The organism is Acidimicrobiia bacterium (genome assembly GCA_035651955.1).
Taxonomy (GTDB): domain Bacteria; phylum Actinomycetota; class Acidimicrobiia; order IMCC26256; family JAMXLJ01; genus JAMXLJ01.
Map to the genome: position 1 here is coordinate 1 of DASRES010000077.1, position 26,730 is coordinate 26,730.

Consider the following 26,730-nt stretch of genomic DNA (forward strand, 5'->3'; position numbering starts at 1 on the left):
ATCGAGGTCGTCGTCGACCGGCTCGTGCGCCGGCCGGGCATCGAGCGACGGCTCACCGACTCGCTCGAGACCGCGCTGCGTCTCGCGGACGGCGTCGCCGAGGTCGAGATCGTCCCGCGCGAGCCGCAGCTGATCGCGACCGACGACGCGGGACCGGAGACCCTGACGTTCTCGGAGCACCTCGCGTGCGCGCGCTGCGGATTGAGCTTCGACGAGCTCGCGCCGCGCAACTTCTCGTTCAACTCGCCGTACGGCGCGTGCGAGCGGTGCGACGGGCTCGGCACGCGCTACGAGGTCGACCCCGAGCTGGTCGTCCCGAACGACGACCTCAGCATCGACGACGGCGCGATCGCGCCGTGGTCCGGCTTCCGCGGCGAGTACTTCACGCGCGTGCTGCAGGCGGTCGGCAAGGAGTACGGGTTCCGGCTCGACACGCCGTGGCGGAAGCTGAAGAAGTCCGACAAGAAGGTCGTGCTCTTCGGCTCGGGGTCGAAGCAGGTCACCGTCTCGTACCGCAACCGCTACGGGCGGCAGCGGTCGTACACCACGCGCTACGAGGGTGTGATCCCGTGGCTGTCGCGCCGTCACACCGAGGCGGAGAGCGACCGCAGCCGCGAGCAGATCGAGGGGTACATGCGCGAGGTGCCGTGCCCGGCGTGCGGTGGCGCGCGCCTGCGCCCCGCGTCGCTCGCGGTGACGGTCGGCGGGAAGAACATCTTCGAGGTCGGCGAGCTGTCGATCCGCAAGGCTGCCGAGTTCCTCGGCGCGATGGAGCTGTCGGAGCGCGACCGGCTCATCGCGGAGCGCGTCCTCAAGGAGGTCAACGAGCGGCTGCGGTTCCTGCTCGACGTCGGCCTCGACTACCTCAGCCTCAACCGCGCGTCGGGCACGCTCGCGGGCGGCGAGGCGCAGCGCATCCGGCTCGCGTCGCAGATCGGGAGCGGGCTGACCGGCGTGCTGTACGTGCTCGACGAGCCGTCGATCGGCCTGCACCAGCGCGACAACCAGCGCCTCATCGACACGATGGTGCGCCTGCGCGACCTCGGGAACACCGTGATCGTCGTCGAGCACGACGAGGAGACGATCCGCGTCGCCGACCACGTCGTCGACATCGGCCCCGGCGCCGGCGAGCACGGCGGCGAGATCGTCGTGAACGGCACCGTCGACGACGTGATCAAGTCGCGCGGCTCGATCACCGGTCAGTACCTCGCGGGCAAGCGCACCATCGACGTGCCCGATCTCCGGCGCAAGCCCGGCGACGCGTGGCTCACGATCCGCGGCGCGCGCGAGCACAACCTGAAGGACATCGACGTCGAGCTCCCGCTCGGGTGCCTGGTCGCGGTGACGGGTGTGAGCGGCAGCGGCAAGAGCACGCTCGTCAACGACATCCTGTTCCACGCGCTGATGCAGAAGGTGTACCGGTCGAAGACCGTGCCCGGCCGGCACAAGGCGATCGACGGCACCGACGCGCTCGACAAGGTCATCAACATCGACCAGTCGCCCATCGGCCGCACGCCCCGCTCGAACCCCGCGACGTACACCGGCGTGTTCGACAAGATCCGCGCGCTGTTCGCCGCGACGCCCGAGGCGAAGGTGCGCGGCTACCAGCAGGGCCGCTTCTCGTTCAACGTGAAGGGCGGGCGCTGCGAGGCGTGCGCGGGGGACGGCACGATCAAGATCGAGATGCACTTCCTGCCCGACGTGTACGTGCCGTGCGAGGTGTGCAAGGGCGCGCGCTACAACCGCGACACGCTCGACGTGACGTGGAAGGGCAGGAACATCGCGGAGGTGCTCGACCTCTCGATCGAGGACGCGGTCGCGTTCTTCGCGAACCAGCCGTCGATCGCGCGTCAGCTGCAGACGCTGTACGACGTCGGCCTCGGGTACGTGCGACTCGGGCAGCCCGCGCCGACGCTGTCGGGTGGCGAGGCGCAACGCGTGAAGCTCGCATCGGAGCTCGGCAAGCGCGCGACGGGCCGGACGATCTACATCCTCGACGAGCCGACGACCGGCCTCCACTTCGAGGACGTGCGGAGGCTGCTCGGTGTGCTCTCGCGCCTCGTCGACGCGGGCAACACCGTGCTCGTGATCGAGCACAACCTCGACGTGATCAAGTCGGCCGACTGGATCGTGGACCTCGGGCCCGAGGGCGGCGACGGGGGAGGGCGCGTCGTCGCCGAGGGCACCCCGGAGCAGGTCGCGAAGAGCCCGGACAGCTACACCGGCCAGTTCCTCGCACCACTGCTCGGCGTGTGAGCGATCCCTGGGAGGAGCACGCCCGCTGGTGGCAGGACGGGTTCACCGAGGGCGCGGATCCCGAGTACGAGGAGCAGATCGTGCCGCTCGCCCACGAGCACCTCGCGGGCGCGCGTCGCGTCCTCGACATCGGGGCGGGTGAGGGGCAGCTCGCGCGACTCGCGTCCCGCACGCAGCGACGCGACGTGGTCGTCGGCGTCGATCCGACGGCTGCGCAGGTCCGGGTCGCCCGCGAACGTGCCGGCGGCCCGTTGTACGCGCGAGCGACGGCGACCGCGCTGCCGGTGCGCGACGCGTCGTTCGACGCGGTCGTCGTGTGCCTGGTGCTCGAGCACGTCGACGACCACCGCGCCGCGATCGCGGAGATCGCGCGCGTGCTCGAGCCGGACGGTCGATTCCTGCTGTTCCTCAACCACCCGTTGCTGCAGGCGCCGGGCAGCGGCTGGATCGACGACCACATCCTCGACGAGCAGTACTGGCGCATCGGGCCGTACCTCCCCGAGGACCACACGACGGAGGAGGTCGCGCCGGGCGTCGTGCTGCCGTTCGTCCACCGGCCGCTCCACGCGTACGTGAACGCGCTGGTGGAGTGCGGCCTGGTGATCGAGCGGATGGAGGAACCGCCGCCGCCTCCGGGCTTCCTGGCCCGGGCACCCGAGTACGCGGATGCCGCGACGATCCCGCGGCTCCTGTTCCTCTCAACCCGGCGCCGGGAGCGACCGACCAAAGAGGCGTGAAACGGCTGGTGGCGATCGCCGCCCTCGGTGCGTGCGTCGCGACCGGCGTCCTGCTCGTGCACCTGCGTGACCTGCAGGGCACGACGATCGTCGGGCCGCCGTACGTCCACCTGTACGACCGGCCGGCCAACTCGCTCGAGAAGGCGCTCGACCTCGGCGACGGCCAGGCGTTCGCCGCCGTCGCGCGCGACCCGACGCTCGCGCACCCCGACGTGTTCCGCCGCCCGGGTGACGCCGCCTACCGCTTCGGGCGGCCGCTCTTCGGCGAGCTCACCTGGCTCGCGACCGCGGGGGACGGGGCGCGTGTGCCACTCGCGATGGCGGTGCTGTGCGTCGTCGCGGCCGCATTCGCCGCGGCGGCGGTCGCGACGTTGTTCGCGTCGCGCGGCGCCAAACCGATCCTCGCCGTCCTCGTCCCGTTGCTGCCGGGCGCGATCGCCGCGACGCGCGGCCTCACACCGGAGCTCCTCGCGCTCGCCTTCGCGGGGTGGGCAGTCGTCATGTGGGAGCGCGCACAGCGCGCGACCGCGGTGGTGGTCGCGCTGGGGACGGCGGCAGTGTTGACGCGCGAGACGATGGTCATCGTGCCGCTCGCACTCGCGCTCTGCGACGCGCGCTCCGGGCGCGCGCGACGCTCGGTGCTGATCGCCGGAGTGCCCGTCGCCGCGCTCGCGGGGTGGTACACGTTCGTGTTCGCGCGCGTCGGCAGCTGGCCGTTCGCGTCCTCGCCCCCCGGGACGTTCGGTGCGCCGTTCGCGGGGCTCGTGCACCAGGTTCCCGGCTGGCGGAACCCCGTCGACGTGGTGGCCGCGCTCGTGTGCGTCGTGCTCGCGGTGCCGGCGCTGCGGACGCGGCGCCGCGATCCGCTGGCGCTCGTGGTGCTCGGGTCCGTGTTGCTCGCGATCGTGATGGGTCCGCAGGTGTGGCGACGCTGGGACGACTTCGGGCGTCCGCTGCTGCCGCTGTGCGCGTTCGGCCTTGTCCTGCTCGCGGGTCTGCCGGGCCGGGCGCGCGACCGCGCGCCCCGTCGCGCTACGTGATGTCGAGCATCCGCTGCAGCGCGACGCGCGCCCATTCGGCGGTTGCCGCGTCGACGACGATCTGATTCACGACCTCGCCGCGGCGCAGCGCGTCGAGGCACCACGCGAGGTGCGGCGCGTCGATGCGGAACATCGTCGAGCACGGGCACACGAGCGGGTCGAGCGACACGATCGTCTTGTCGGGGTGCTCGTTCGCCATGCGCTGGACCATGTGGATCTCGGTGCCGATCCCGAGCACCGCGCCGGCCGGCGCCGACTCGACCCAGTCGAGGATCCGCTCGGTCGACCCCACCTGGTCCGCGAGCGCGACCACGTCATGGGCGCACTCGGGGTGCACGATCACGCGGCCGGTCGGATGCTCGGCGCGGAAGGCGTCGACGTGCTCGGGGCGGAAGCGCTGGTGCACGGAGCAGTGGCCCTTCCACAGCAGGAACGTCGCGTCCTTGACGTCGCGCTCCTCCATGCCGCCGAGCTCATGGCGCGGATCCCACACGCGCATGTCCGCTTCGCCGAAGCCCATGTCGTAGCCGGTGTTCCGGCCGAGGTGCTGGTCCGGGAAGAACAGCACCTTGTCGCCGCGCGCGAGGGACCACTCCAGCACGGCGCGCGCGTTCGACGACGTGCAGACCGCGCCGCCGTGCTCGCCGACGAAGGCCTTCAGCGCGGCCGACGAGTTCATGTACGTGATCGGCACGATGCGACCCGTGTCGGTCACCTCGGCCAGCGCCTCCCAGCACTCCTCGACCTGGTCGAGGTCCGCCATGTCGGCCATCGAGCAGCCCGCGTTGAGGTCGGGGAGCACGACGCGCTGGTGGTCGCCCGTGAGCACGTCGGCCGACTCGGCCATGAAGTGCACGCCGCAGAAGACGATGTCGGTCGCCTGCTCGTTGTCCGCCGCGAAGCGGGCGAGCTTGAACGAGTCACCCCGCGCGTCGGCCCAGCGGATGACCTCGTCGCGCTGGTAGTGGTGCCCGAGGATCAGCAGCCGCGCGCCGAGCTCGGCCTTGGCCTCGGCGATCCAGGCGGCCAACTGGTCCGCGGACGCGGTCGTGTAGCGGTCGGGCAGCGGCGCCTGCAGTCGCAACATCGATTGTTCCTCCCACGAGGGGAAGCTCCGATGTGGCCGGCGGGGACAGCCTGGTCGCCCACCGCGGGGATGTCGGCCTCGGAGCTGGTATGTGGCCGGAATGCCAGGCCGGCCTGCACCCGATGTTAACCGTGCCGCCGGCCCTGGTTCGTCCGGGCCGGGTTGACCAGGCGCGACGCCGCCCCTTGCGTACGATCCGCGGCATGCCGGCGCGACGAGTGCTGTTCGCGATCGCCGCGCTCGTCGCCGTCCGGGTCGTCGTCGTCCCGCTGCTTCTGCACGACCCGATGACGACGAAGCACAACGCGATGCTCACCGGCGACGTCCGCCGCTACCAACGGATCGCGCAGAGCCCGGGTATCCCGTGGCGCGACTTCGCGGTCGAGTACCCGCCGGTCACGTGGGCGGCCATCAAGGTGCTCGACGGGAGGAGCGAGCACGGTTCCGCGACGCGCGTCGCGTGGTCGCAGCTCGTCTGCGACGTCGCCGTCGCGGCGGCGCTCGCGTACGGGTGGCGGAAGGAGGCGGCGCTCGCGTACCTCGTGCTCGGGCTGCCGCTCGTGGTGTTCCCGTTCATCTACCTCCGCCTCGACCTGCTGTCGGTCGCGCTCGCGGTCTGGGGACTCGCGCTCGTCCGGCGCGACAAGCCCGTCGCCGGCGGGATCACGCTCGCGGTGTCGTGCTTCGCGAAGTTCTGGCCCGTCGGGATCGTGCCGTTGCTCGTGCTGCAGCGCCGGTGGCGCGCGCTCGTCGTGACCGTCGCGACGGGGACTGTCGGCCTCGTCGCCTGGGTCGCGGTCGCCGGGACCGACGGCGTCAACCAGGTGCTCTCGTTCCGGGGTGCGCGCGGTTGGCAGATCGAGAGCGTCGTGGGCGCGCTCGTCCGTGGCGTGACACACGACGTCGTCGGCGTCGAGTCGGGCGCGTGGCGCGTCGGCGCGTCGGCGGTGTCGTGGAGTCGCCCGCTCGGTGCAGTGCTCGCGGTGGCCGTGCTCGCGGTGTGGGCGCTCGCGTGGCGCCACCGCGACGAGCCGCGCATGGTCGAGGCCGTCGCGCCGATCGCGGCCGTCGCCGCATTCCTCGCCTTCTCGCCGATCCTGTCGCCCCAGTACGTGTGCTGGTTGCTCCCGTTCGGCGCGCTGGCAGCCGTCGAGGGGGTGCCCTCGCTCGCGCGGATGGTCGGCGCGGTCGTCGCGCTGTCGGCGATGCTGCTGTACCTCATCAAGGAGGTCATCTGGGGCGAGGACGGCGCCATGGCGATGCTGCTCGTGCGCAACGGCCTGGTCGTCGCCCTGTTCGTCGTGGGCCTCGTGATGCTCGCTCGCCGCCGCAGCGAGGCCGCGGCGGCCGCCACGCCGGTGCCGCACCGGCCCGCCGAGCAGGCCCTCCGGCTCCCGGCCTGATCGACGCCGACCGGGGATGAGGGCCGTCGCGGCCGTCCCGGCCCGCGACAATGGAGTGGTGCTGACCCGTCCGCCGGCCGGCTCGATCCCCGACGCCCCCGGCTCGTACCAGTTCAAGGACGCCCACGGCCGGGTGATCTACGTCGGCAAGGCGAAGAGCCTGCGCAGCCGCCTGTCGAACTACTTCGCGCCGCCGGCCACGCTGCCGGAGCGCACCCGGCAGATGGTCGCGGCCGCGGAGGCGGTCGAGTGGATCGAGGTCCGCAACGAGGTCGAGGCGTTCTTCCTCGAGTTCAACCTGATCCAGAAGCACAAGCCGCGCTTCAACATCCGGCTGAAGGACGACAAGTCGTACCCGTTCCTCGCGGTGACCCTCGACGAGGAGTGGCCGCGGGCGATGGTGATGCGGGGCGCGAAGCGCAAGGGGGTCCGCTACTTCGGCCCGTTCGCGCACGCGTACGCGATCCGCGAGACGCTCGACCTCCTGCTGCGCACCTTCCCGATCCGCACGTGCACGCGCGGGAAGTTCGACCGGCACCACCGGCTCGGTCGCCCGTGCCTGTACGCGCACATCGAGAAGTGCGTCGCGCCGTGCGTCGACGCGGTGACGCACGAGGAGTACGGCGTGCTCGTCGGCGAGCTGCTCGACTTCCTCGACGGCAACCACGCGCCGATCCTCGACCGGCTCGACAAGCAGATGCACGAGGCCGCCGACGAGCTCGAGTTCGAGCGCGCCGCGCGCCTGCGCGACCAGCTCACGTCGGTCCGCAAGGCCATCGAGCGCCAGCAGATGGTCGCGGCGCGCGAGGAGGACATCGACGTCATCGGCATCGCACAGGACCCACTCGAGGCGAGCGTGCAGCTCTTCCTCGTGCGGCGGGGCCGGGTCGTGGGCCGCAAGGGGATCGTCATCGACAAGGTCGAGGAGCTCGACGACCACGCCCTCGTCGGAAGGATCCTCGAGCAGCTCTACGGAGGCGCCGATACCGAGGACGTGCCGAAGGAGGTGCTCGTCCCCGTCGAGCCGGAGGACCGCGAGCTGTACGAGGAGTTCCTCGCGCTCGCGCGCGGCTCGAAGGTCCACGTACGCGTCCCGCAGCGGGGCGAGAAGCGCGCGCTGCTCGAGACCGTCACGAAGAACGCCGACGAGGCCTTCGTCCGCCACAAGCTGAAGCGCGCCTCGGACCACAACGCGCGCGCCCGCGCGCTGACCGCGCTGCAGGGCGCGCTCGGCCTGCCGGAGGCGCCGCTGCGCATCGAGTGCTTCGACATCTCGAACCTGCAGGGCACCGAGATCGTCGCGTCGATGGTGGTGATGGAGGACGGCCTCCCGAAGCGGTCCGACTACCGGCGGTTCAAGATCCGCCAGCAGGAGGGGCAGGACGACTTCGCCGCGATGGAGGAGGCGCTCACGCGCCGCTTCCGCAACTACCTGCGTGAGCGCGACGAAGGTGCCCGCGCCGGGAAGCGGTTCTCGTACCCACCGAACCTGCTGCTCATCGACGGCGGCAAGGGCCAGCTCAACGTCGCCGTGCGCGTCCTCGAGGAGCTCGGGCTCGAGGACATCTGCGTCGCGTCGCTCGCGAAGCGCTTCGAGGAGGTCTACCTGCCACGGGAGGCCGAGCCGGTGCGCATCCCGCGCGACTCCGAGGCGCTCTACCTGTTGCAGCAGGTGCGCGACGAGGCCCACCGGTTCGCGATCACGTACCACCGCAGCCTGCGCGGCAAGTCGATGACGCGTTCGATCCTCGACGACGTGCCCGGGCTCGGCCCGACGCGCCGCGCGCGGCTGCTCAAGGAGCTCGGCTCGGTGAAGCGGATCCGCGAGCTGTCGTCCGACGACCTGCACGCGCTCACGTGGCTCCCCGACAAGGTCGCCGACGCGGTCTACGCGCGTCTCCACCCGAACGAGGGGGTGCGCGCGTCGTGAGCAACCTCGACGTGACGATCATCACGGGGATGTCGGGTGCGGGGCGTTCCGAGGCCGCCAACGTGCTCGAGGACCTCGCGTACTTCGTCATCGACAACCTGCCGCCCGCGCTGATCACGAAGGTCGCCGAGCTCGCGAAGGGCGGCGACCGACCGCAGCGGTACGCGCTCGTCGTCGACGTGCGGTCGGGCGCGTTCATGGACGCGCTCACCGCCGCGCTCGACGAGCTCAGTGAGACCGGTGCGCGCACGCGCATCCTCTTCCTCGACGCGTCGGACGAGGCGCTCGTCCGGAGGTTCGAGGCGACACGCCGGCGTCACCCGCTCGCGGAGGGCGACCGCGTGCTGGAGGGGATCGCGAAGGAGCGCGAGCTGCTCGAGGAGCTGAAGGGCCACGCGGACGTGGTCGTCGACACGTCGGACCTGAACGTCCACCAGCTGCGCGACCGCCTCCACGAGCTGTTCGCCGACGCCGCGCCCGAGGGCTCGCTCCAGCCGAACATCGTGTCGTTCGGCTACAAGCACGGGCTGCCGCTCGACGTCGACCTGCTGTTCGACTGCCGGTTCCTGCCCAACCCGCACTGGGTCGAGGAGCTCCGCCCGCTCACCGGGCGCGAGGAGCCCGTCCGCACGTACGTGCTGGAGCAGCCCGAGACGGGGCCGTTCCTCGACGAGCTCGACCGGCTCCTCGACCTCCTGCTCCCCGCGTTCGTCCGGGAGGGCAAGTCGTACCTGACGATCGGGATCGGCTGCACGGGCGGCCACCACCGCAGCGTCGTCATCGCGGAGGAGCTCGCGAAGCGACTGCGCGCGCAGGGCTATCCCGTGCGCGTCACCCACCGGGACGTGAGCCGTGGGTGACGCGCCGCGCGTCGTCGCGCTCGGGGGCGGGCACGGTCTCGGGGTCGCGCTGCGCGCCATCCGCAGGTACGCCGGGACGGTCACGGCGGTCGCGAGCGTCGCCGACGACGGCGGGTCGTCGGGCCGCCTCCGCCGGGACTACGGCGTCCCCGCGCCCGGCGATCTGCGCAAGTGCCTGGTCGCGCTCGCGCCCGACGGGTCGCCGTGGGCGGAGGCGTTCGAGTACCGCTTCGACGCCGGCGACCTCCACGGTCACGCGCTCGGCAACCTGATGATCGTCGGGCTCACCGAGGTGCTCGGCGACTTCACGCGGGCGCTCGACGAGGCGGGCCGCGTCCTCGGCGCCACGGGCCGCGTGCTGCCCGCGACGACGGACCCCGTCGTGCTGAAGGCCGACGTCGAGGGCGTGCAGGTCGAGGGCCAGGTCGCCGTGCAGAACTCGCGGGGCCGGGTCCGCCGGGTCGAGCTCGTGCCGACGGACGCCGCCGCCTGCCCGGACGCCGTCGCCGCGATCCGCGAGGCCGATCAGATCGTGGTCGCGCCGGGCTCGCTGTTCACGAGCGTCATCCCCGTGCTGTGCATCGGCGAGCTGCGCGACGCGGTCGCGCAGGCCCGGGGCCGTGTCGTGCAGGTGTGCAACCTCCACCCGCAGGTCCCCGAGACCGACGGGCTCGACGCGACCGACCATCTCCGTGCCGTGCTCGACCACGGTGCGCGCGTCGACGTGTTTCTCTACCAGCGCGGGGGCATCCTGCGCGCGGACGACACCGAGATCGAGGCCCTGGGGGCCGTCCCCGTCGGTGCCGACCTGACCGAGCCCGGAACCCCCGGTCACGTGCCCGAACGACTGGCGACCGCGCTCCGCGCTCTGCTGTAGTCAACGGTTCCTTAACCCGGAGGCGACCAATGGCGGTACGAGTCGGGATCAACGGGTTCGGCCGGATCGGCCGGTCGTTCTACCGGGCGCTGCTGGCCCGGGGCGACGACGCGGGCGTCGAGCTCGTCGCGGTCAACGACCCGTTCGGCGACGCCGACACCATGGCGTTCCTGCTCAAGCACGACTCGGTCGGCGGGCTCCTGCCGAACGAGGTGAAGGCGAGCAACGGCGGGTTCTCGGTCGACGGGCGCGACGTCAAGAAGCTGGACGAGAAGGACCCCGCCGAGATTCCCTGGGGCGACAACGGCGTCGACGTCGTGATCGAGTCGACCGGCCTGTTCACCGCGCGCGCGAAGGCCGCCGGCCACCTGCAGGGCGGCGCGAAGCGGGTCGTGATCTCGGCGCCGAGCAGCGACGCCGACGTGACGATCTGCATGGGTGTCAACGACGAGGTGTACGACCCGTCGAAGCACACGGTCATCTCGAACGCGTCATGCACGACGAACTGTCTCGCGCCGCTCGCCAAGGTGATGAACGACCGCTTCGGGATCGCGCACGGGCTCATCACGACCGTCCACGCGTACACGAGCGACCAGCAGCTCCAGGACCAGGCGCAGGCGTCGCGCAGCGGCAAGGTCGACCTGCGCCGGATGCGCGCCGCGGCGCTGTCGATCGTCCCGAACACGACCGGTGCGGCACGCGCGATCGGTCAGGTGCTGCCCGAGCTGAACGGCCGTCTCGACGGGATGGCGTTGCGCGTCCCCGTGCCGACGGGCTCCATCACGGATCTCGTCGTCGAGCTCGAGAACCCCGCGAGCCTCGACGACGTCAACGGCGCGTTCGCGGAGGCGTCCTCCGACGCGAGCTACCGCGGCGTGCTCGAGTACAACGACGAGCCACTCGTGTCGGCCGACATCGTCGGCAACCCGTCGTCGTGCATCTTCTCGGCGCGCGACACGATGGTGAACGGCGGGATGGCGAAGGTGCTCGGCTGGTACGACAACGAGTGGGGCTACTCGAACCGCCTCGTCGACGTGGTCGCCTTCGTCGCGCAGTAGCGCGCACCCCGGACCGGTGGACCTCCCGCGTCTGGAGGACCTGCCGCCCCTGGACGGGCGGCGCGTCCTCGCCCGCTTCGACTTCAACGTCCCGTTGCGTGACGGCGAGGTCGACGACGACCTGCGCATCGTGAGCGCCCTGCCGACGCTGCGATGGCTGCTCGACCACGGCGCCGCGGTCGTCGCGTGCTCGCACCTGGGCCGTCCGAAGGGCGAGCCCGATCCGGGCCTGTCGATGCGTCCGGTCGCGGCGCGCCTGGGCGACCTGCTCCAGCGGCGCATCGTGCTCGCGCCGGCCGTCGTCGGCCCGACGGTGCAGACGCGCGCGGACGCGCTCGGGCCCGGTGACGTGCTCCTCCTCGAGAACCTGCGGTTCGAGCCGGGGGAGAAGGCGAACGACCCCGCGTTCGCGGCCGCGTTGAGCGCGCTCGGTGATGTGTACGTGAACGACGCGTTCGGCGCGTCGCACCGCGCGCACGCGTCGATCGTCGGCCCGCCGCAATGGCTGCCGAGCGCGGCCGGTCGGCTGCTCGCGCGCGAGGTCGACGTGCTGACCGGTCTCCTGCACGACCCGAGACGGCCGTTCCTCGCGGTGCTCGGCGGCGCGAAGGTCAGCGACAAGCTCGGTGTGATCGACGCGCTGCTCGACCGCTGCGACACGATCCTCGTCGGCGGCGCGATGGCGTTCACGTTCCTGCTCGCGCAGGGGTTCGCCGTCGGCGACTCGCTCGTCGAGCCCGAGCGCGCCGACGACTGTCGCCGTCTCCTCGCGACCGATCGCGTCCGCGTGCCCGTCGACGTCGTCGTCGCGCGCGAGACCACAGCCGACACGGAGACGCGTGTCGTACCGGCGTCGGCGATGCCCGACGGATGGAAGGGTCTCGACATCGGGCCCGAGACCGCGGCGATCTTCGCCGACGCGATCGCGGCCGCGGGCACCGTCCTGTGGAACGGCCCAATGGGCGTGTTCGAGGTCGAGCCGTTCGCGGCGGGCACGCACACCGTCGCCGATGCCGTCGCCGAATGCCGGGGCTTCACGGTCGTCGGCGGCGGCGACAGCGCGGCCGCGATCCGCCAGATGGGCCTGGCCGATCGCGTCGACCACGTGAGCACCGGCGGCGGCGCGTCGCTCGAGCTCATCGAGCGGGGCGACCTGCCCGGCCTCGAGGCACTGCGCGAGAGCCGCGCCCGCACTGCGAAGGGAACTGCATGACGTCACCCGGCCGCCGGCCGCTGATCACCGGCAACTGGAAGATGCACCACGACCACTACGTCGCGATCCAAGTCGTGCAGAAGCTCTCCTACCGGCTCGACGAGAGCGACTACGAGCGCACCGACGTCGTCGTCGCACCGCCGTTCACCGATCTGCGCACGCTCCAGACGCTCATCCAGGCGGACAAGCTCCCGATCGGCCTCGGCGCGCAGGACTGCCACTGGGAGCCGCAGGGCGCGTTCACGGGCGAGGTGAGCTGTCCGATGCTCGCCAAGCTCGACGTGTCGTACGTGATCGTCGGGCACTCGGAGCGCCGGCAGCTCTTCGGCGAAACCGACGAGATCGTCAACAAGAAGGTGCGGGCCGTGCTCGGCGCCGGCATGACGCCGACACTGTGCTGCGGCGAGACCCTCGACGAGCGGCAGGCCGGCATCACCGAGGACAAGGTCCGCACCCAGGTGCTGACGGGGTTCGACGGCGTGAAGGCCGAGCAGGTGGCGGGCTCGGTCGTCGCGTACGAGCCGATCTGGGCCATCGGGACGGGCCACAACGCGACGCCCGACGACGCGAACGAGACCATCGGCGCGATCCGGACGGCCATCCGGGAGCGGTTCGGCGGCGACGTCGCCGACGCGGTCCGCATCCAGTACGGCGGGAGCGTGAAGCCCGGCAACATCGGCGAGCTCATGGCCCGGCCCGAGATCGACGGCGCGCTCGTCGGCGGAGCGTCCCTTGACCCGGACGAGTTCGCCCGGATAGTACGATTCTGGGTCTAGCCCGCAGCGGCCGGGGCGTTCGTCGCGTCGCCTCGCGGCGATTCGCCGGGCGATTCGCCGCCGCGAGCCGACGGGTGAGGGCGCAAGGCGCCGTCCCGCGTGCTCGCCGTGTTACCGTCCTCCGGCTCGTCGGAAAGGAGCAGGCCGCGTGATCAACGCGATCCTCGTCGTGATCCAGGTCATCGTGTCGATCGCGCTGATCGTCCTGATCCTGCTCCACTCCGGTCGCGGCGGCGGGCTCTCCGACATGTTCGGCGGGTCCATGGGTGGGTCGATGGCCGGGTCCACCGTCGTCGAGCGCAACCTGGACCGGATCACGGTCGTGATGTCGGTGATCTTCGCGTTCACGACGATCCTGCTCGCCCTGCGGCTGAAGTAGCGCCGCGTCCGCCGGGCGGCTCGCGCGGCGTGCCCGGACCGGAGATGCAGCTCGTCGGGAGGTTGTCGAGGGTGGTGCGCGGTTCCCAACGCGGCTCGTCGCGACGGTGGCTCGCGGCCGTCGCGACCGTCGCGGTCCTCGCGTTCGTGGCGTCCGCGTGCTCGGGCGGCGGCTCGAAGTCGAAGTCGTCCGGGACGTCCACGCCGTCGACGACCGTCCCGAACGGCGGGACGCTGACGGTCGGCGCCGAGCAGGAGCCGAGGTGCACCGACTGGATCGACGCGTGCTCGAGCCAGATCTGGGGCTCGTGGATCCTCGAGGCCCAGACGATGCCGCGCGCGTTCGACGTCGTGCGCAAGGGCGGCGACTGGGTGTACCAGCCGAGCAACCTGCTCACCGGCGAGCCCGACGTGCAGACCTCCCCGAAGCAGGTCGTGACGTACCACATCGACCCGCAGGCGCGGTGGTCCGACGGGCAGCCGATCACGTCGGCCGACTTCCGGTACACGTGGGATCAGGTCGCGCACGGCGAGAACATCTACGACCAGACCGGCTACCAGAACATCGCGAGCGTCGACACGCCCGACCCGCGCACCGCGGTGGTCACGTTCGCCCGGTCGTACGCGGCGTGGAAGGGGCTCTTCGGCGGCCTGTACGGCATCTTCCCGTCCCATCTCCTGCAGGGGACGGACCGCGACGCCGCGATGAAGAACGGCTACACGTGGTCGGGCGGCCCGTGGCGGCTCGAGAGCTGGCAGCGGGGGACGAGCATGACGCTCGTCCCGAACGAGCAGTACTGGGGACCGAAGCCGCACCTCGACCGCGTCGTGTTCCAGTTCCTCGCGACGACGACGTCCGAGTTCGACGCGTTCAAGGCCGGAACGGTTCAGGCGTTGTACCCGCAGCCCGAGCTCGACGTCGTCAGCGCGATCCAGCAGGGGTTGGCCGGCGCGAGCTCGAAGTTCACCGCCGACACCGGCAACCTCGAGGCGCTCTGGTTCAACAACGCGAGCCCGCCGCTCGACTCGTTGCCCGTCCGCCAGGCGATCGCGTACTCGCTCGACCGTGACCAGATCGTCGAGCGCCTGTTCGGCATGCTCGGCGTCCATCACCCGATGCAGACGCTCGACGCGCCCACGCTCGCGCCCTACACGGACACGAACGCGTTCGCGGGGTACCGGCTCGACCTCACGAAGGTCGACACCCTGATGACCGGCGCGGGATGGGCCAAGGGTGCGGACGGTGTGTGGGCGAAGGCCGGGAAGCCGATCTCGCTGCAGCTGCTGACGAACGCGAACAACCAGCGCCGATCGCTCACGATGCAGCTCGTGCAGGACCAGCTGCGGAGAGCCGGGTTCGCGTCGACGCTGCGCACCGTGAGCTCGAACGACCTCGGCAGCGTCGTCGCGTCGGGCGACTTCCAGGTCGCGCTCTACGCGCAGGTGCTCACGCAGCTCGACCCGGCCGACTGCTCGATCTTCTGCTCAGCCAACATCCCGACGCCGGCCAACGGCAACTCGGGCCAGAACTGGCAGCGCGTGAACATCCCCGACCTCGACCCGCTGCTGCAGACCGTCGAGAGCAGCCTCGACGAGGCGGCGCGGCAGAACGCGGGCAAGCAGGCCGCCAAGATCGAGGCTGCGAACATGATCGCGTTGCCGCTGGACCCGCTCCCGAACATCCTGCTGTGGAGCAAGCGGATCGTCGGGCCGGTCGACGACAACCCGATCTACTCGATGTTCGTCAACATGAACGAGTGGGGGATCCGCCCGTAGCGCGGGTGCTCCGATGCCGCCACCGCGACGCCGTCTGACCCCCGCGCTCGTCGTCGTGCTGCTCACGGGCGCGCTGTTGACGGCGTGCTCGGGAGGGAGCAGCCGCGACACCGCGGCCACGAAGCCGCTTCACGGCGGCGTGCTGCGCGTCGGTGTGGTCGGGCTCGCGAGCCTCGACCCGACGCGGGGCGAGAACCCCGCGAGCGCGCTCGCGGCGTCGTTGCTGTTCCAGCCGCTCGTCGGCCTCGACCCGGTCACGTCGAACCCGGTTCCCGGGCTGGCACGCGCGTGGCACGCGAACCCGACCGCAACGGTGTTCACGTTCGACCTGCGCGCCGACGCGCGCTTCCACGACGGCACGCCCGTCACCGCGGCCGACGTGAAGGCCACGATCGATCGCGTGCGCGCGCCGGGCAGCGGTTCGCCGTTCGCCGGCATCCTCGCGGTCGTCCACGACGTGGCCGCTCCCGACGCGCACACCGTCGTCGTGACGACGACACGCCCGTTCGCGGTGCTGCCCGCCGTCTTCTCGCAACCGGGCCTGGGCATCGAGCCGCGCGCGCTCGCCGCGAACCCCGCCCGTCTCGCGGCGTCGCCGATCGGCTCCGGGCCGTTCCGGTTCGTCGAACGGAACGCATCGACGATCGTGCTGCGCGCGGTGCGGACGGCACCGAGGTCGTCGCCGTGGCTGGACGAGATCGACCTCGTCCCGTTCCCGACCGTCGCTGCCGCGTACGCCGCGTACCAGGCTCGGAAGCTCGACGTCGCGCCGCTCACGCGTGCGGAGTCGGAGGACGCCGACCGTCGTGGTGAGCGACTCGTCGCGGGCCCATACCTCGCGGTCAGCTTCTACGCGTTGAACCTGCGCGACCCGAAGCTCGCCGACGTGCGCTTCCGTGAGGCGATCGTGCGCGCGCTCGACGCACGTTCGCTGGTGCGCGCGGGGTACGGCGCGACCGCGCAGGTCGCGGGCGGTCTGATCCCGCTCGGAGTGCCCGCCGGACCGACGAACGCGTGTCGCGGCCGTTGCGACTACGACCCGGCCGAGTCGCGCCGTCTGCTCGCTGCGGCGTTCCCCGACGGCAAGGTGCCCGGGATCGGGATCGACTTCGACGACGACCCGATCCAGCGCGCGGTCGCGACCGAGGTGCAGCAGCAGCTCGGGGCGGTCGGCATCCCCGCGGTCGCGCGTCCGCATGCCGTCGCGGACTACAGCGCGTTCGTCGTGTACGGCGGTGTCGAGCTGTTCCGCCTCGGCTGGGTGGCGGACTACCCGAGCAGCGAGGCGTTCCTCGGCCCGCTGTTCACGGCCGGGTCGCCGACGAACGTGTTCGGGTTCCGGAGCACCGCATTCGCGGACGCGTTGCGCGCGGCGGAAGGGGAGCAGGACGGGCGTCGCCGCGTCGCCGACTTCGCGCGCGCGGAGGCCGCGGTCCTCGACCAGTACGTGACCGCGCCGGTCGCGCAGTTCGAGACCCGCATGGTCGTCGGGCCCCGGGTGCGCGGGATGCGGCTCGACCCGTACGGCGCGTTCGACGGCGGCGCGGTCTGGCTCGCGCCGCGGCCCAGCAAGGGGTGACCGGCGCGCTCGCGGCGCGGGTATCGTGGCGGGTCACGTCGGAGTGGCGGAATCGGCAGACGCGCTAGCTTGAGGGGCTAGTGCCCGCAAGGGCGTGGGGGTTCAAGTCCCCCCTCCGACACGAGCCGGCGTCGCGCGGGACGCGCGATCAATCACCGGCCGCGGCGAGCGCGCCCTCCAGTTGCCCGACGCCGAGATGCTGGGCCCGCAACAGCGCGAGCAGATGGACGAGGTCGTCGTAGAGCGTCGGGCGCCAGTGCATCAGGATGATGTCGCCGGGTTGGAGGCGACCGCCCTGCGCGGCGAGCTTGCCGTCGCTCAACGTCGCCCGCCACAGGACGACGGCGTGGATCCCGCACGTCGCGGCCGCGTAGCGCGTCGCTTCGTCGTAGTCGCCGTACGGCGGCCGGAACAGCGTCGGACGCGTCCCGAACCAGGTCGCGAACTCGTCCAACGGGCCGCAGATCTCGTGCTCCTGGTCCGCGAGGTCCAGCTGCTGGAGATGCGGGTGCGTGATCGTGTGGTCCTCGATGCGCGCGCCCGCAGCCTGGAGGGCGCGCCAGTATGCAAGACCGGCGAGCGCGGGGCCGCGGATCACGAACGCGGTGATCGGCAGGTGCAGCAGCTTCACGAGCGCGAGCACGCGCGGATCGCGCGTGTAGCCGTCGTCGATCGTGATGAACACGACGGGCGCGTGCACCGCGACCCGGCTGACGACGGGTGCCCGCGGGCCCGGCGGCAGCGTGGTCGTCGTCGTCGACGCGACCGTCACCGGCGCGCGCGTGACCGGCACCGTGTGCGGGGTCGTCCGCGACGGAGGTCGGTCGGACGCGCGGCGGCCTCCGGCCGACGTGCACGCCGACACGAGCACGATCGACGCGACCGCGAGGGCACCGGCCGCGACCCTTGTCCGCACGCCGAGATTCTGGCGCCCGGAACGCCCCTCGAGGACAGGGCCCGTCGTCCACGGGACCGGGGAGCGGTAGCCTGCGAGCTGACGTTCACGTCAGGAACGACCCCCCCGCGGAAGAGGTGCCGAGTGGAGCTGCCGAAGATCATCAGCGTCGACGACCACGTCGTGGAGCCGCCGCACGTCTGGCAGACCTGGCTGCCGGCGAAGCACCGGGAGAAGGGGCCGCGCGTCGAGCGCAAGCGCTGGGGAGCGTTCCGGCTCCGGCGCGGCGCGAAGTACGAGATGACCGAGGACCCCGACGGCGAGTGGGGCGACGCCTGGATCTACGAGGACAAGGTCATCTACGTCCAGAAGAAGTTCGTCGCGATCCCGAAGTCGGCGACGCCCGGCGACGACCTCTCGAAGTTCGACAAGACGGTCATGACGATGACCGCGACGACGTACGACGACATGCGTCCCGGCTGCTACGACGCCAAGGAGCGCAAGAAGGACTTCGAGCTCAACTGGGTCGACGCCTCGCTGCCGTTCCCGACGTTCCCGCGGTTCTGCGGGCAGACGTTCTACGAGGCCGACGACAAGGACCTCGCGCTGGCGTGCGTGCGCGCGTACAACGACTGGATGGTCGAGGAGTGGTGCGACCCGTCGATCGGCGTCAACATCCCGCTGTGCATCATCCCGCTGTGGGACGTGCAGCTCGCCGCCGCGGAGATCGAGCGGAACGCGGCGCGTGGCGTGCGCGCGGTGTGCTTCTCGGAGCTGCCGACGAAGCTCGACCTGCCGAGCATCCACACCGGCTACTGGGACCCGATGTTCCAGGTGTGCGCCGACACCGGCACGACCGTGTGCATGCACGTCGGGTCGTCGTCGACCGACCCGTTCTCGTCGCCCGACGCCCCGAAGGGCGTCGGCAGCATGGTCGCGTTCAACAACTCGATGGCATCGCTCGGCGACTACCTCTTCGGCGGGATCATGCACCGCTTCCCGAAGCTGAAGATCGCGTACTCCGAGGGCCAGATCGGGTGGATCCCCTACGCTCTCGAGCGGGCCGACACGGTGTGGGAGGAGCACAACGCGTGGCAGAACTCCAAGCGGCTGTGTCCCGAGCCCCCGTCGACCTACTACTACGGCCGGGTCTTCGGGTGCTTCACGTGGGACCGGCACGGCGTGCGCTCGCTCGACGAGGTCGGTGAGCACCAGATCTGCTTCGAGACCGACTACCCGCACACCGACACGACGTGGCCGAACTCGAAGGAGTACTGCGAGAAGATGCTCGCCGGCGTGGACGACGAGCAGCAGCGCTACAACATCCTGCGCGGCAACGCGATCCGGATGCTCGAGCTCGACCGCGTCTGACGCACGTCGTCAACGTGCTCGCTCGGGCACGTCGTCGAACGCCTCGGCGAGGTCGATGACGACCTCGCCGTCGTCCGTCTCACCGGACGACGAACCGCGCGGGCGCGTGACCACGACCTGCACGGTCGCGATCACGAGCACGGCTCCAGATCGTGTCGCCGATCGCCCCGGCGACGAGCGCGACAGACTCGACACGAAGGCTTCGTAGCGGCACGCTGGCCACGATGCGTCGCCCCTGGGCGGTCCGCGCGGCCCGGGTCACGAGCTCGTTGCTCCTGGGCGTCCCGCTCCTGACGACCGCCGTCCCGCGCGCCGCGGCGGCGACGTCGCCACCGGCCGCCGCGACGCTCCCCCGCGGCACCGAGCTGCTCGACGTGCGCACCGTCCCTCCGGTCGCGCAGGCGTCGTTCACGTTCGCGGGGACGCGGTTCACGACCGATCCGGCGACCGGGAACGCATGGTTGCTCGTCACCGACGGTGAAGGTCGCGCGCTCGCCGCCGATCGCGCGGGCCGTCTCGTGAGTACCGCTGCGGCCACGATCGTCCTCGGCCCCGGGCTCCGGGCGCGCTTCACGGGCTGGTCGGACGTCGCCCAGACCGCCGACGTCGTGACGCGCACCGCGATGTTCGAGGTCGAGACGTTCACGACGTTCCGGTTCGTCGACGCGCACGGTCGCGTGATCGAGCCGAGCGCGCGCGCACGCGTCGTGCTGCGCAGCAGCGTTGGTACCTGGTCGACGATCGACGACGTCGGTGGCGCGTGGCTTCCAACCAGCCGGGTCGTCGTCACCGCAGCAGGGAACGCGGTCAGCGTGCCGATCCGCTACACCGCGTCGCGGGCGCGTGCCGACGGCTACGTGGTGCCCGTCGCGCGGCCGTCGACGCTCGACCCCGCGTCGCAACACCAGACGACCGTCGTGCTCCGGTGCTTCGACGTGCGCCTCACCGCGTCGCGCTCGTTCTTCGGCGACCGCGTCGACTCGCTCAGGCTGCGCTATCCCGGCGGGACGACGCGACGCGTCGTGCTCGACGGCCATGGCCGAGCTCTGCTCCGTTGCGTCGCGGCCGGCCGCTACGCGGTGTCCGGTGTCGGCGGGTCGATGGTGCTCACCCGCACGATCAACGTCGCGAGAGACGTCCGGGCCCGCGTTCTCGACGTCAGCGACGTCGACCTCGCGGTCCTCGCCGTGCTGTTCGGCGCCAACGTCGTCGCGGTCATCCTCTACGTCCGTCACCGACGCGGGCGCCGTCCCGAGCGCGTCGTTCCGTAAGATCCCGTCATGGCCTCGGATCGAGTCCCGCTGCGGTTCCCGACCTTCGACACCGTCGAGGACGAGCGCCGCCACCGCAAGCGGCGCCTCGCCGCCGCGTTCCGTCTGTTCGGCCGGTTCGGCTTCGACGAAGGCATCGCCGGCCACATCACCGCGCGCGACCCGGAGCGCCTCGACCACTTCTGGGTCAACCCGTTCGGCATGAGCTTCCGGCAGATCCGGGTGAGGGACCTCATCCTCGTGAACGCGCGCGGGGAGGTCGTCGACGGCACGTGGCCGGTCAACCAGGCCGCGTTCGCGATCCACTCGCAGATCCACGCGGCGCGGCCCGACGTCGTCGCCGCCGCGCACGCGCACTCGGTGCACGGGAAGGCGTGGTCGTCGTTGCGCCGCCCGCTCGATCCGCTCACGCAGGATGCGTGCGCGTTCTACGGCGACCACGCGGTCTTCGACGACTACACGGGCGTCGTCCTCGACCTCGAGGAGGGGAAGCGGATCGCCCAGGCCCTCGGCGACGGCAAGGCCGTCATCCTCTCGAACCACGGACTGCTCACCGTCGGGCAGACGTCGGTCGACGAGGCCGCGTGGTGGTTCATCACGATGGAGCGGACGTGCCAGGCGCAACTGCTCGCCGAAGCGGCCGGCACACCGGTCCCGATCGACCCCGAGCAGGCCGCCAAGACCGCGGGCCAGGTCGGGCCGCCGATGGCGGGTTGGCGCGGGTTCCAACCGCTGTACGACTGGATCGTGGCGACCGAGCCCGATCTGCTCGAGGACTGAGCCGTGCGCCTCGGACTCGACGTCGCGCAGCAACGCATGTCGTGGGACGAGGTCGTGGCGCGCGTGCGCTTCGCCGAGGACCTCGGCTTCGACGGCGCATGGGGCTTCGACCACTTCCAGCCGATGTACGGCGAAGGGCCGGGCGAGGTGTTCGACGGGATGACGACGCTCGCCGCGCTGACGGGCGTGACGTCACGCATCCGCCTCGGACTCCTCGTGACCGGGGTGACGTACCGCCACCCGTCGGTGTTCGCCGCGCAGGCGGTCACCGTCGACCATGCGTCCCACGGGCGGCTCGAGCTCTCGCTCGGCGCGGCCTGGTTCGACAAGGAGCACGCCGAGCTCGGCATCCCGTTCCCGCCGACGGGGGAGCGGTTCGACCTCCTGGAGGACGCGCTCGAGATCGTCACCCGGCTGTTCACCGGTGAGGTGGTCTCGTACCGCGGTCGCGTCGTGTCGTTGCAGGACGCGCAGCTGCGTCCAGTGCCGGTGCAGCGGCCGCACCCGCCGATCTGGATCGGGGGCAGCGGCCCGCGCCGCACGCTGCCGCTCGTCGCGCGCTACGCGGACGTGTGGCACACCTGGGGGACGCCGAGCTCGTTGCGCCTTGCGAACGACCGCATCGACGAGCTCGCGACGCAAGCGGGACGGGACCCGTCGTCGATCATGCGCGCGACGTCGATCTCGCTCGACGACCTCGACACCGCGCGCAAGCACGCCGCGAAGTGGCGTGACGAAGGCTACGGGTACCTCGTGTGCATGTGGCCTGGCGCCGGACGCGCGCAGGTCGAGCGCTTCGCCCGCGACGTGATGCCGGAGATCGTCGGCTAGCTAAGGGCGGAACTCCGCCGTTCGGCGATGGAACCGCCAACGGCCGTCGCCGCCACGATGCAGCGTGTCGTGGTAGCGCCCGACGAGCTGCACCGACCAGCCGTCGTGCGTCTGGAGCAGGAAGACGACGTCGCTCGTGGCCCGCGCCTCGTGCTCGTCCCAGTCCGTGACCAGCGTGTTGAGGACGAGGTGACGCTGCGGCCGTCGCGGCTTCACACGCTCGTACGCGGCGTGCAACGCGTCGTGACCCTCGTGGTCGCCGAGCCCGGGGATGGCGCACGCGCCGTCCGGGCAGAACGTCGCGACGACGTCGTCGGTGCGGCCGTCGTCGAGGGCCTGCGTGTACGCCGCGAGCGCGGCGCGCACTCCGGCGTCGACGTCCGCGAAGGTCGTCACGGTCGTCAGATCCCGAGGTCGGCGACGGGCCGGTCGAACGGATACACGTTGACGGCGTGCAACGCGCCGGCGAGCGCGTCGTGGGGCAGGCCGGCGAGGAACCCGTCGATCGTCCGCTCGAAGTTCGAGACGTGCCCCTCCATCCCGGCCGACAACCGCATGTACTCGAAGCCGCGCGCGTGGAGCCCCTTCTGCTGGCGCGGCAGGTTCGAGAAGTCCTGCGCCGGGATCGGCGGCCAGCGCGGGTCGTCGCACTCCCACAGCTCGGGCGGCGCGGGACGCAGCGTCTCGGTCTCCTCCGGGACCCGCGCCAGCGACCACAGCTCCATGAGCGTCTCCTCGGGCCCGAGCGGGCGGAACCGGTATGACGACGCGCTGCTGTACATCGGCAGCACGAACCAGTGCGGGAAGCACTGGAAGAACTCGAGCTGCACGCCCTGCGCGGCGAGCCGGTTGAGGTCGGGCATGTCGTCGCCGCGCTCGCGGTGCCACGCGGTCACGGCCTCGTTCAGCATCCGGTTCCACGCCGCGCGCGCGGCTTCGGGCTCCGCCGGCAGCTCGACGTCGCGCAATCCCTCCGCGATGCGGACGTCGTCCGCGTGCACCATGCCGTCCATGCCGTCGCACATCGCGCGCAGGTAGCGGATGTCGGCGTCGACGAACGCGCGCGCGTCGAACGGCGCGCCGTCACGCAGGCCGTAGCGCGTCGGGATGACGAGCTGCGGATGCGTCTGCACGACGTGGTAGCTCTCGACGAACGCCTCGATGGCGAGCTTCCAGTTGACGGGCAGCCGGCACGCGTACCACCGCTCGGTGCGCAGCGACTCGACCTTCCACGCGTCGAGGATCGTCGCGGCTGGTTCGAGCGACTCGCGCAGCGGCGGCGCGGTGTCGTCCAGGTTGATCCACGCGCACCCACCCCACGTCTCGCACCGCACCGGCACGAGATCGATGTCACCCGCGGCGAGGTTGTGCTCGGCGAACGTCCGCGCACGCGGCACGAACGTGTTCGCGCCGTCCGCGCCGTAGCACCAACCGTGGAACGGGCACACGAACCCGCTCCGGCACGTCCCGCGTCCCTCGACGATCTTCACGCCGCGGTGACGGCACGAGTTCTGGAACGCGCGCACACCCATGTCGTCGGTCCGGACGACGACGATCGACTGGTCGAGGATCTCGTACTCGACGTAGTCGCGCGGCTCGGGGATCTCCTCCAGGCGGCACGCCATCTGCCAGACGCGCGGCCAGAGCCGCTCGGCCTCGAGCGCGTAGAAGTCGGCATCGTAGTAGCGCTGCTTCGCGATCCGGTCCGGCACGTCGACCGCGTAGGGCACGGCGCGGCGGGCGTCCGTCAACACAGGATTAGACTAACCGGTCGGTACAAAACCGTCGGCGGGGAGGGCCATGGCAGCGCGCGAGAACGCGGTCGACGCGGTCGCCGACGTCGACGTGCTCGTCGTCGGCGCGGGCATCACCGGGATCTACCAGCTCTATCGCGCCCGCGAGGCCGGCTTCTCGGTGCAGCTCGTCGAGGCGGGGGCCGGCGTCGGCGGCACCTGGTACTGGAACCGGTACCCGGGTGCGCGCTTCGACTCCGAGAGCTACACCTACGGCTACCTGTTCTCCCGCGAGCTCTTCCAGGAGTGGGAGTGGCAGGAGCACTTCGCCCAACAGCCGGAGATCGAGCGCTACCTGAACTACGTCGTCGACCGCTTCGACCTCCGTCGCCACATCCGCTTCGACGCGCGCGTCACCTCCGCGCGCTTCGACGAGCACTCCGCGGTGTGGAGCGTGACGACCGGCGACGGCGCCATCGCCCGGGCACGGTTCCTCGTCGCCACGACCGGTGTGCTGTCCGTGCCGTACTTCCCCGACGTGCCCGGGCGCGACGACTTCGCGGGTGAGCAGTACCACACCGGCCTCTGGCCCGCGACGCCCGTCGACTTCGCCGGCAAGCACGTCGCCGTCGTCGGCACGGGGTCGAGCGGGGTGCAGATCATCCCGATCGTCGCCACCGAGGCGGCGTCGCTCACCGTGTACCAACGCAGCGCGAACTGGTGCACACCGCTGAACAACGCGCCGATCACCTCCGACGAGCAGGCGCGCTTGCGCGCGGAGTTCGACGACATCTGTGCGACGCTCAACTCGTCACCCCACGGCTTCCTCCACCGCGCACACGACCGGGCCACGTTCGACGACACGGAGGAGGAGCGGCTCGCGTTCTTCGAGAAGATGTGGAACAGCCCCGGCTTCTCGAAGCTTACGAGCAACTACACCGACCTCCTCCTCGACCCCGCCGCGAACGCGCAGTGGTGCGAGTTCGTGGCCGAGAAGATCCGCACGATCGTCGACGACCCTGCGACCGCGGAGAAGCTCGTCCCGAAGGGCCAACGCTTCGGCGAGAAGCGGCCCCCCTTCGTGACGGGCTACTACGAGACGTACAACCGGCCGAACGTCGCGCTCGTCGACCTGCACGAGACGCCGATCCTGCGGATGACCGCCGACGGCATCGAGACGGCCGACGGCGTCCGGGAGCTCGACATGGTCGTGTGGGCGACGGGCTTCGACTTCGGCACGGGCGCGCTCGCGCGCATGGGGATCCGCGGCCGTGACGGCGTCGCGCTCACCGATCACTGGGCCGACGGTCCGCGCACGTTCCTCGGCATCCAGACCGCGGGGTTCCCGAACCTCTTCTTCCCGGGCGGCCCGCACGCCGCCGCGGGCAACAACCCCCGGTACAACGGGGACCAGGTGGACTTCGTCACCGAGCTGCTGGTGCACGCGCGCGAGCGCGGGTGCGACACGATCGAGGTCGACGCGGCGGCGGAGAAGCAGTGGACCGACATGGTCGACCGCGCCGCGAAGCGCGCGCCGTCGTTCGGCGAGAGCAGCTACTACTTCGGCAGCAACATCCCGGGGAAGCCGCGCAAGTACCTGTTGAACTCGGCTGGCCGTCCGAAGCTGTTCGCCGAGATCGCCGAGCTGCGCGCCAACGGCTACGCGTCGTTCGACTTCACGACCACGAAGATGCGGCACTGACGTTCGTATTCCGGGCGTGAGTGCCGCATCTTCGTCAGACGGTCGCGACGGGGGTGACCGGTGAGCCGACGGCCCCGGGGAGGCGCAGCGGCGGGGCGGTCAGCAGGAACCGGCTGCGCCCGTGCTCGCGCAACCACGACGCGAGCTCGTGGAGGTACCACATCTCGCCGAGCGGGACGCCGAGGCGGAAGAGACACAGATGGTGGATCGGCAGCAACGAGTGCCGGCTCTCGTCGCGGTCGCGACCGACGAGACCCTCGACCGCGTAGTTGTCGGCGACGAGCGCGGCGATCTGCGACTCCGCGATCCACTCGAGCAACGTCGGGTCGCGCGCGTCGAGGTACGTGCACATCGCGTGGATCTTCACCGGATCGGGTCTGCGGTCCCACTCGAGGACCTTCGTCGCGAAGCCCGTGTGCAGCAGCAGCATGTCGCCCGGCTCCACGACGACGCCGTCGGCGTGCATGATCTCCTGGAGCGTCGCGCGGTCCACCGCGCGCCAGTCGTGCCCGAGATGGTGCGCGAGGTCGACGAGCACGCCGCGTCCCTGGACGCCGTGGAACGCCATGTGCTCGAGGCCCAGATGGTGCGCGAAGCACCGGTGCGCGCCGCCGTCGCCACGCGCGTCCTCCTTCGGTCCGACGAGGTCGATGCCCGCGCGGTACCCGTTGTAGAAGACGGCCTCCTCCTCGCCGTCGCCGTCGACGTCGAACTCGGCACCCGCGTGCGCGAGCGAGTCCCACTGGGTCGAGTACTGCAGCGAGAGCGTGACGACGTCGTCGGCCCAGACGTCGACGTACTTGGGGTGCCCCCACCGCTCCATCCGGCTCTGGTGGACGTTGTAGAAGGTGGCGGGGTTGCCCTCCATGTCCTCGGTCGGCGCGAGGACGGGCGGATGGCGGCGCTGGTTGAGCGCGGTGCCGCCGGGGAAGTCGAGGGGGAGGCTGAGGCAGAAGCTGATCCCGGCCTCGACCTCGCGGACGCCCTCGAGCACCTTGGCGGGGGTGAGGAGGTTGACGCGCCCGAGCTCGTCGTCGTCGCCCCAGTCGCCCCAGGTCGACCCTTCGGGCCGGCGGGTCCAGCGCTTGGTCACCGGATGATCCCCCATTTCCTGTACCGACCGGTTGGTCTACGCTGCCGGCCGTAGCTTCGCGCAGCAGGACCGCACATGGGTTGC

At 71.3% G+C, this 26,730-nt stretch carries 24 protein-coding genes and 1 tRNA gene; 19 read left to right on the plus strand and 6 right to left on the minus strand.

Features of this window, described 5'->3' with window-relative positions:
• The 3 genes from uvrA to VFC33_16400 all read left to right on the plus strand — a co-directional run.
• The coding region (uvrA, locus tag VFC33_16390) for an excinuclease ABC subunit UvrA (protein ID HZR14819.1) at window positions 1–2,256 on the plus strand (2,256 nt) is incomplete at its 5' end.
• Window positions 2,253–2,993, plus strand: a complete 741-nt coding sequence (locus VFC33_16395) for a class I SAM-dependent methyltransferase (protein ID HZR14820.1) — start codon at window positions 2,253–2,255, stop codon at window positions 2,991–2,993. The genes uvrA and VFC33_16395, both read left to right, overlap by 4 nt.
• An 8-nt stretch (window positions 2,994–3,001) precedes the next feature.
• Complete coding sequence (locus VFC33_16400; protein HZR14821.1) at window positions 3,002–4,033, plus strand: hypothetical protein; 1,032 nt, start codon at window positions 3,002–3,004, stop codon at window positions 4,031–4,033.
• Here VFC33_16400 and nadA read toward each other — a convergent pair.
• A complete protein-coding gene (nadA, locus tag VFC33_16405; GenBank protein ID HZR14822.1) occupies window positions 4,026–5,120 on the minus strand; it encodes a quinolinate synthase NadA in 1,095 nt (364 codons plus the stop codon). The genes VFC33_16400 and nadA overlap by 8 nt on opposite strands.
• 203 nt (window positions 5,121–5,323) lie before the next feature.
• Here nadA and VFC33_16410 point away from each other — a divergent pair, with 203 nt between their 5' ends.
• The 11 genes from VFC33_16410 (at window position 5,324) to VFC33_16460 (ending at window position 17,091) form a co-directional block, all read left to right on the plus strand.
• A complete protein-coding gene (locus VFC33_16410) occupies window positions 5,324–6,523 on the plus strand; it encodes a glycosyltransferase family 87 protein (protein ID HZR14823.1) in 1,200 nt (399 codons plus the stop codon).
• A gap of 58 nt (window positions 6,524–6,581) precedes the next feature.
• Window positions 6,582–8,453 carry an excinuclease ABC subunit UvrC gene (gene uvrC, locus VFC33_16415; protein HZR14824.1) on the plus strand — a complete coding sequence of 624 codons (1,872 nt, stop codon included), beginning with the start codon at window positions 6,582–6,584 and terminating at the stop codon, window positions 8,451–8,453.
• Entirely contained in the window at window positions 8,450–9,313 is an 864-nt protein-coding gene (gene rapZ, locus VFC33_16420) for an RNase adapter RapZ (protein HZR14825.1), read from the plus strand. Before uvrC ends, rapZ begins: the two co-directional genes overlap by 4 nt.
• Window positions 9,306–10,190 (plus strand): gluconeogenesis factor YvcK family protein, encoded by an 885-nt coding sequence (locus VFC33_16425; protein HZR14826.1) that lies wholly within the window; start codon window positions 9,306–9,308, stop codon window positions 10,188–10,190. The genes rapZ and VFC33_16425 overlap by 8 nt, the downstream gene beginning before the upstream one ends.
• A 29-nt stretch (window positions 10,191–10,219) precedes the next feature.
• On the plus strand, window positions 10,220–11,248 hold the full coding sequence (gene gap / locus VFC33_16430) for a type I glyceraldehyde-3-phosphate dehydrogenase (protein ID HZR14827.1): 1,029 nt from the start codon (window positions 10,220–10,222) through the stop codon (window positions 11,246–11,248).
• A 16-nt stretch (window positions 11,249–11,264) separates the two neighbouring features.
• Window positions 11,265–12,461, plus strand: a complete 1,197-nt coding sequence (locus VFC33_16435; GenBank protein HZR14828.1) for a phosphoglycerate kinase — start codon at window positions 11,265–11,267, stop codon at window positions 12,459–12,461.
• Window positions 12,458–13,237, plus strand: a complete 780-nt coding sequence (tpiA, locus tag VFC33_16440) for a triose-phosphate isomerase (GenBank protein HZR14829.1) — start codon at window positions 12,458–12,460, stop codon at window positions 13,235–13,237. Before VFC33_16435 ends, tpiA begins: the two co-directional genes overlap by 4 nt.
• Window positions 13,238–13,385: 148 nt before the next feature.
• Window positions 13,386–13,616, plus strand: a complete 231-nt coding sequence (gene secG / locus VFC33_16445) for a preprotein translocase subunit SecG (GenBank protein HZR14830.1) — start codon at window positions 13,386–13,388, stop codon at window positions 13,614–13,616.
• 74 nt (window positions 13,617–13,690) lie between these two features.
• Window positions 13,691–15,391: a peptide ABC transporter substrate-binding protein gene (locus tag VFC33_16450; GenBank protein ID HZR14831.1), complete on the plus strand. Its 1,701-nt coding sequence runs from the start codon at window positions 13,691–13,693 to the stop codon at window positions 15,389–15,391.
• A 13-nt stretch (window positions 15,392–15,404) separates the two neighbouring features.
• Window positions 15,405–16,970 (plus strand): ABC transporter substrate-binding protein, encoded by a 1,566-nt coding sequence (locus VFC33_16455; GenBank protein ID HZR14832.1) that lies wholly within the window; start codon window positions 15,405–15,407, stop codon window positions 16,968–16,970.
• A gap of 37 nt (window positions 16,971–17,007) precedes the next feature.
• Window positions 17,008–17,091: transfer RNA gene (locus VFC33_16460), tRNA-Leu, on the plus strand.
• Window positions 17,092–17,118: 27 nt separating this feature from the next.
• Here VFC33_16460 and VFC33_16465 read toward each other — a convergent pair.
• Window positions 17,119–17,886 (minus strand): polysaccharide deacetylase family protein, encoded by a 768-nt coding sequence (locus tag VFC33_16465; protein HZR14833.1) that lies wholly within the window; start codon window positions 17,884–17,886, stop codon window positions 17,119–17,121.
• Between the two features lie 123 nt (window positions 17,887–18,009).
• Between VFC33_16465 and VFC33_16470 the strand changes: the two genes are divergently transcribed.
• Window positions 18,010–19,236, plus strand: coding sequence for an amidohydrolase family protein (locus tag VFC33_16470; GenBank protein ID HZR14834.1), 1,227 nt, complete (start codon window positions 18,010–18,012; stop codon window positions 19,234–19,236).
• A gap of 9 nt (window positions 19,237–19,245) precedes the next feature.
• Here the strand turns inward: VFC33_16470 and VFC33_16475 are convergent, their stop codons facing one another.
• Window positions 19,246–19,377 (minus strand): hypothetical protein, encoded by a 132-nt coding sequence (locus VFC33_16475; protein ID HZR14835.1) that lies wholly within the window; start codon window positions 19,375–19,377, stop codon window positions 19,246–19,248.
• 83 nt (window positions 19,378–19,460) lie between these two features.
• Here VFC33_16475 and VFC33_16480 point away from each other — a divergent pair, with 83 nt between their 5' ends.
• The 3 genes from VFC33_16480 to VFC33_16490 are packed head-to-tail and all read left to right on the plus strand — an operon-like array spanning window position 19,461 to window position 22,118.
• A complete protein-coding gene (locus tag VFC33_16480) occupies window positions 19,461–20,507 on the plus strand; it encodes a hypothetical protein (protein ID HZR14836.1) in 1,047 nt (348 codons plus the stop codon).
• Window positions 20,508–20,516: 9 nt separating this feature from the next.
• Window positions 20,517–21,287, plus strand: coding sequence for a class II aldolase/adducin family protein (locus tag VFC33_16485; GenBank protein ID HZR14837.1), 771 nt, complete (start codon window positions 20,517–20,519; stop codon window positions 21,285–21,287).
• Between the two features lie 3 nt (window positions 21,288–21,290).
• Window positions 21,291–22,118, plus strand: a complete 828-nt coding sequence (locus tag VFC33_16490) for an LLM class flavin-dependent oxidoreductase (protein ID HZR14838.1) — start codon at window positions 21,291–21,293, stop codon at window positions 22,116–22,118.
• Here VFC33_16490 and VFC33_16495 read toward each other — a convergent pair whose 3' ends face one another.
• Window positions 22,119–22,514 carry a nuclear transport factor 2 family protein gene (locus VFC33_16495; GenBank protein ID HZR14839.1) on the minus strand — a complete coding sequence of 132 codons (396 nt, stop codon included), beginning with the start codon at window positions 22,512–22,514 and terminating at the stop codon, window positions 22,119–22,121. It abuts the gene before it with no gap.
• Window positions 22,515–22,519: 5 nt separating this feature from the next.
• Complete coding sequence (locus VFC33_16500) at window positions 22,520–23,869, minus strand: aromatic ring-hydroxylating dioxygenase subunit alpha (GenBank protein HZR14840.1); 1,350 nt, start codon at window positions 23,867–23,869, stop codon at window positions 22,520–22,522.
• Between the two features lie 49 nt (window positions 23,870–23,918).
• On the opposite strand from VFC33_16500, the gene VFC33_16505 reads away from it, so the two are divergent.
• On the plus strand, window positions 23,919–25,553 hold the full coding sequence (locus tag VFC33_16505) for an NAD(P)/FAD-dependent oxidoreductase (GenBank protein HZR14841.1): 1,635 nt from the start codon (window positions 23,919–23,921) through the stop codon (window positions 25,551–25,553).
• Between the two features lie 34 nt (window positions 25,554–25,587).
• Here the strand turns inward: VFC33_16505 and VFC33_16510 are convergent, their stop codons facing one another.
• A complete protein-coding gene (locus tag VFC33_16510) occupies window positions 25,588–26,646 on the minus strand; it encodes a cyclase family protein (GenBank protein HZR14842.1) in 1,059 nt (352 codons plus the stop codon).
• Window positions 26,647–26,730: the final 84 nt, after the last annotated feature.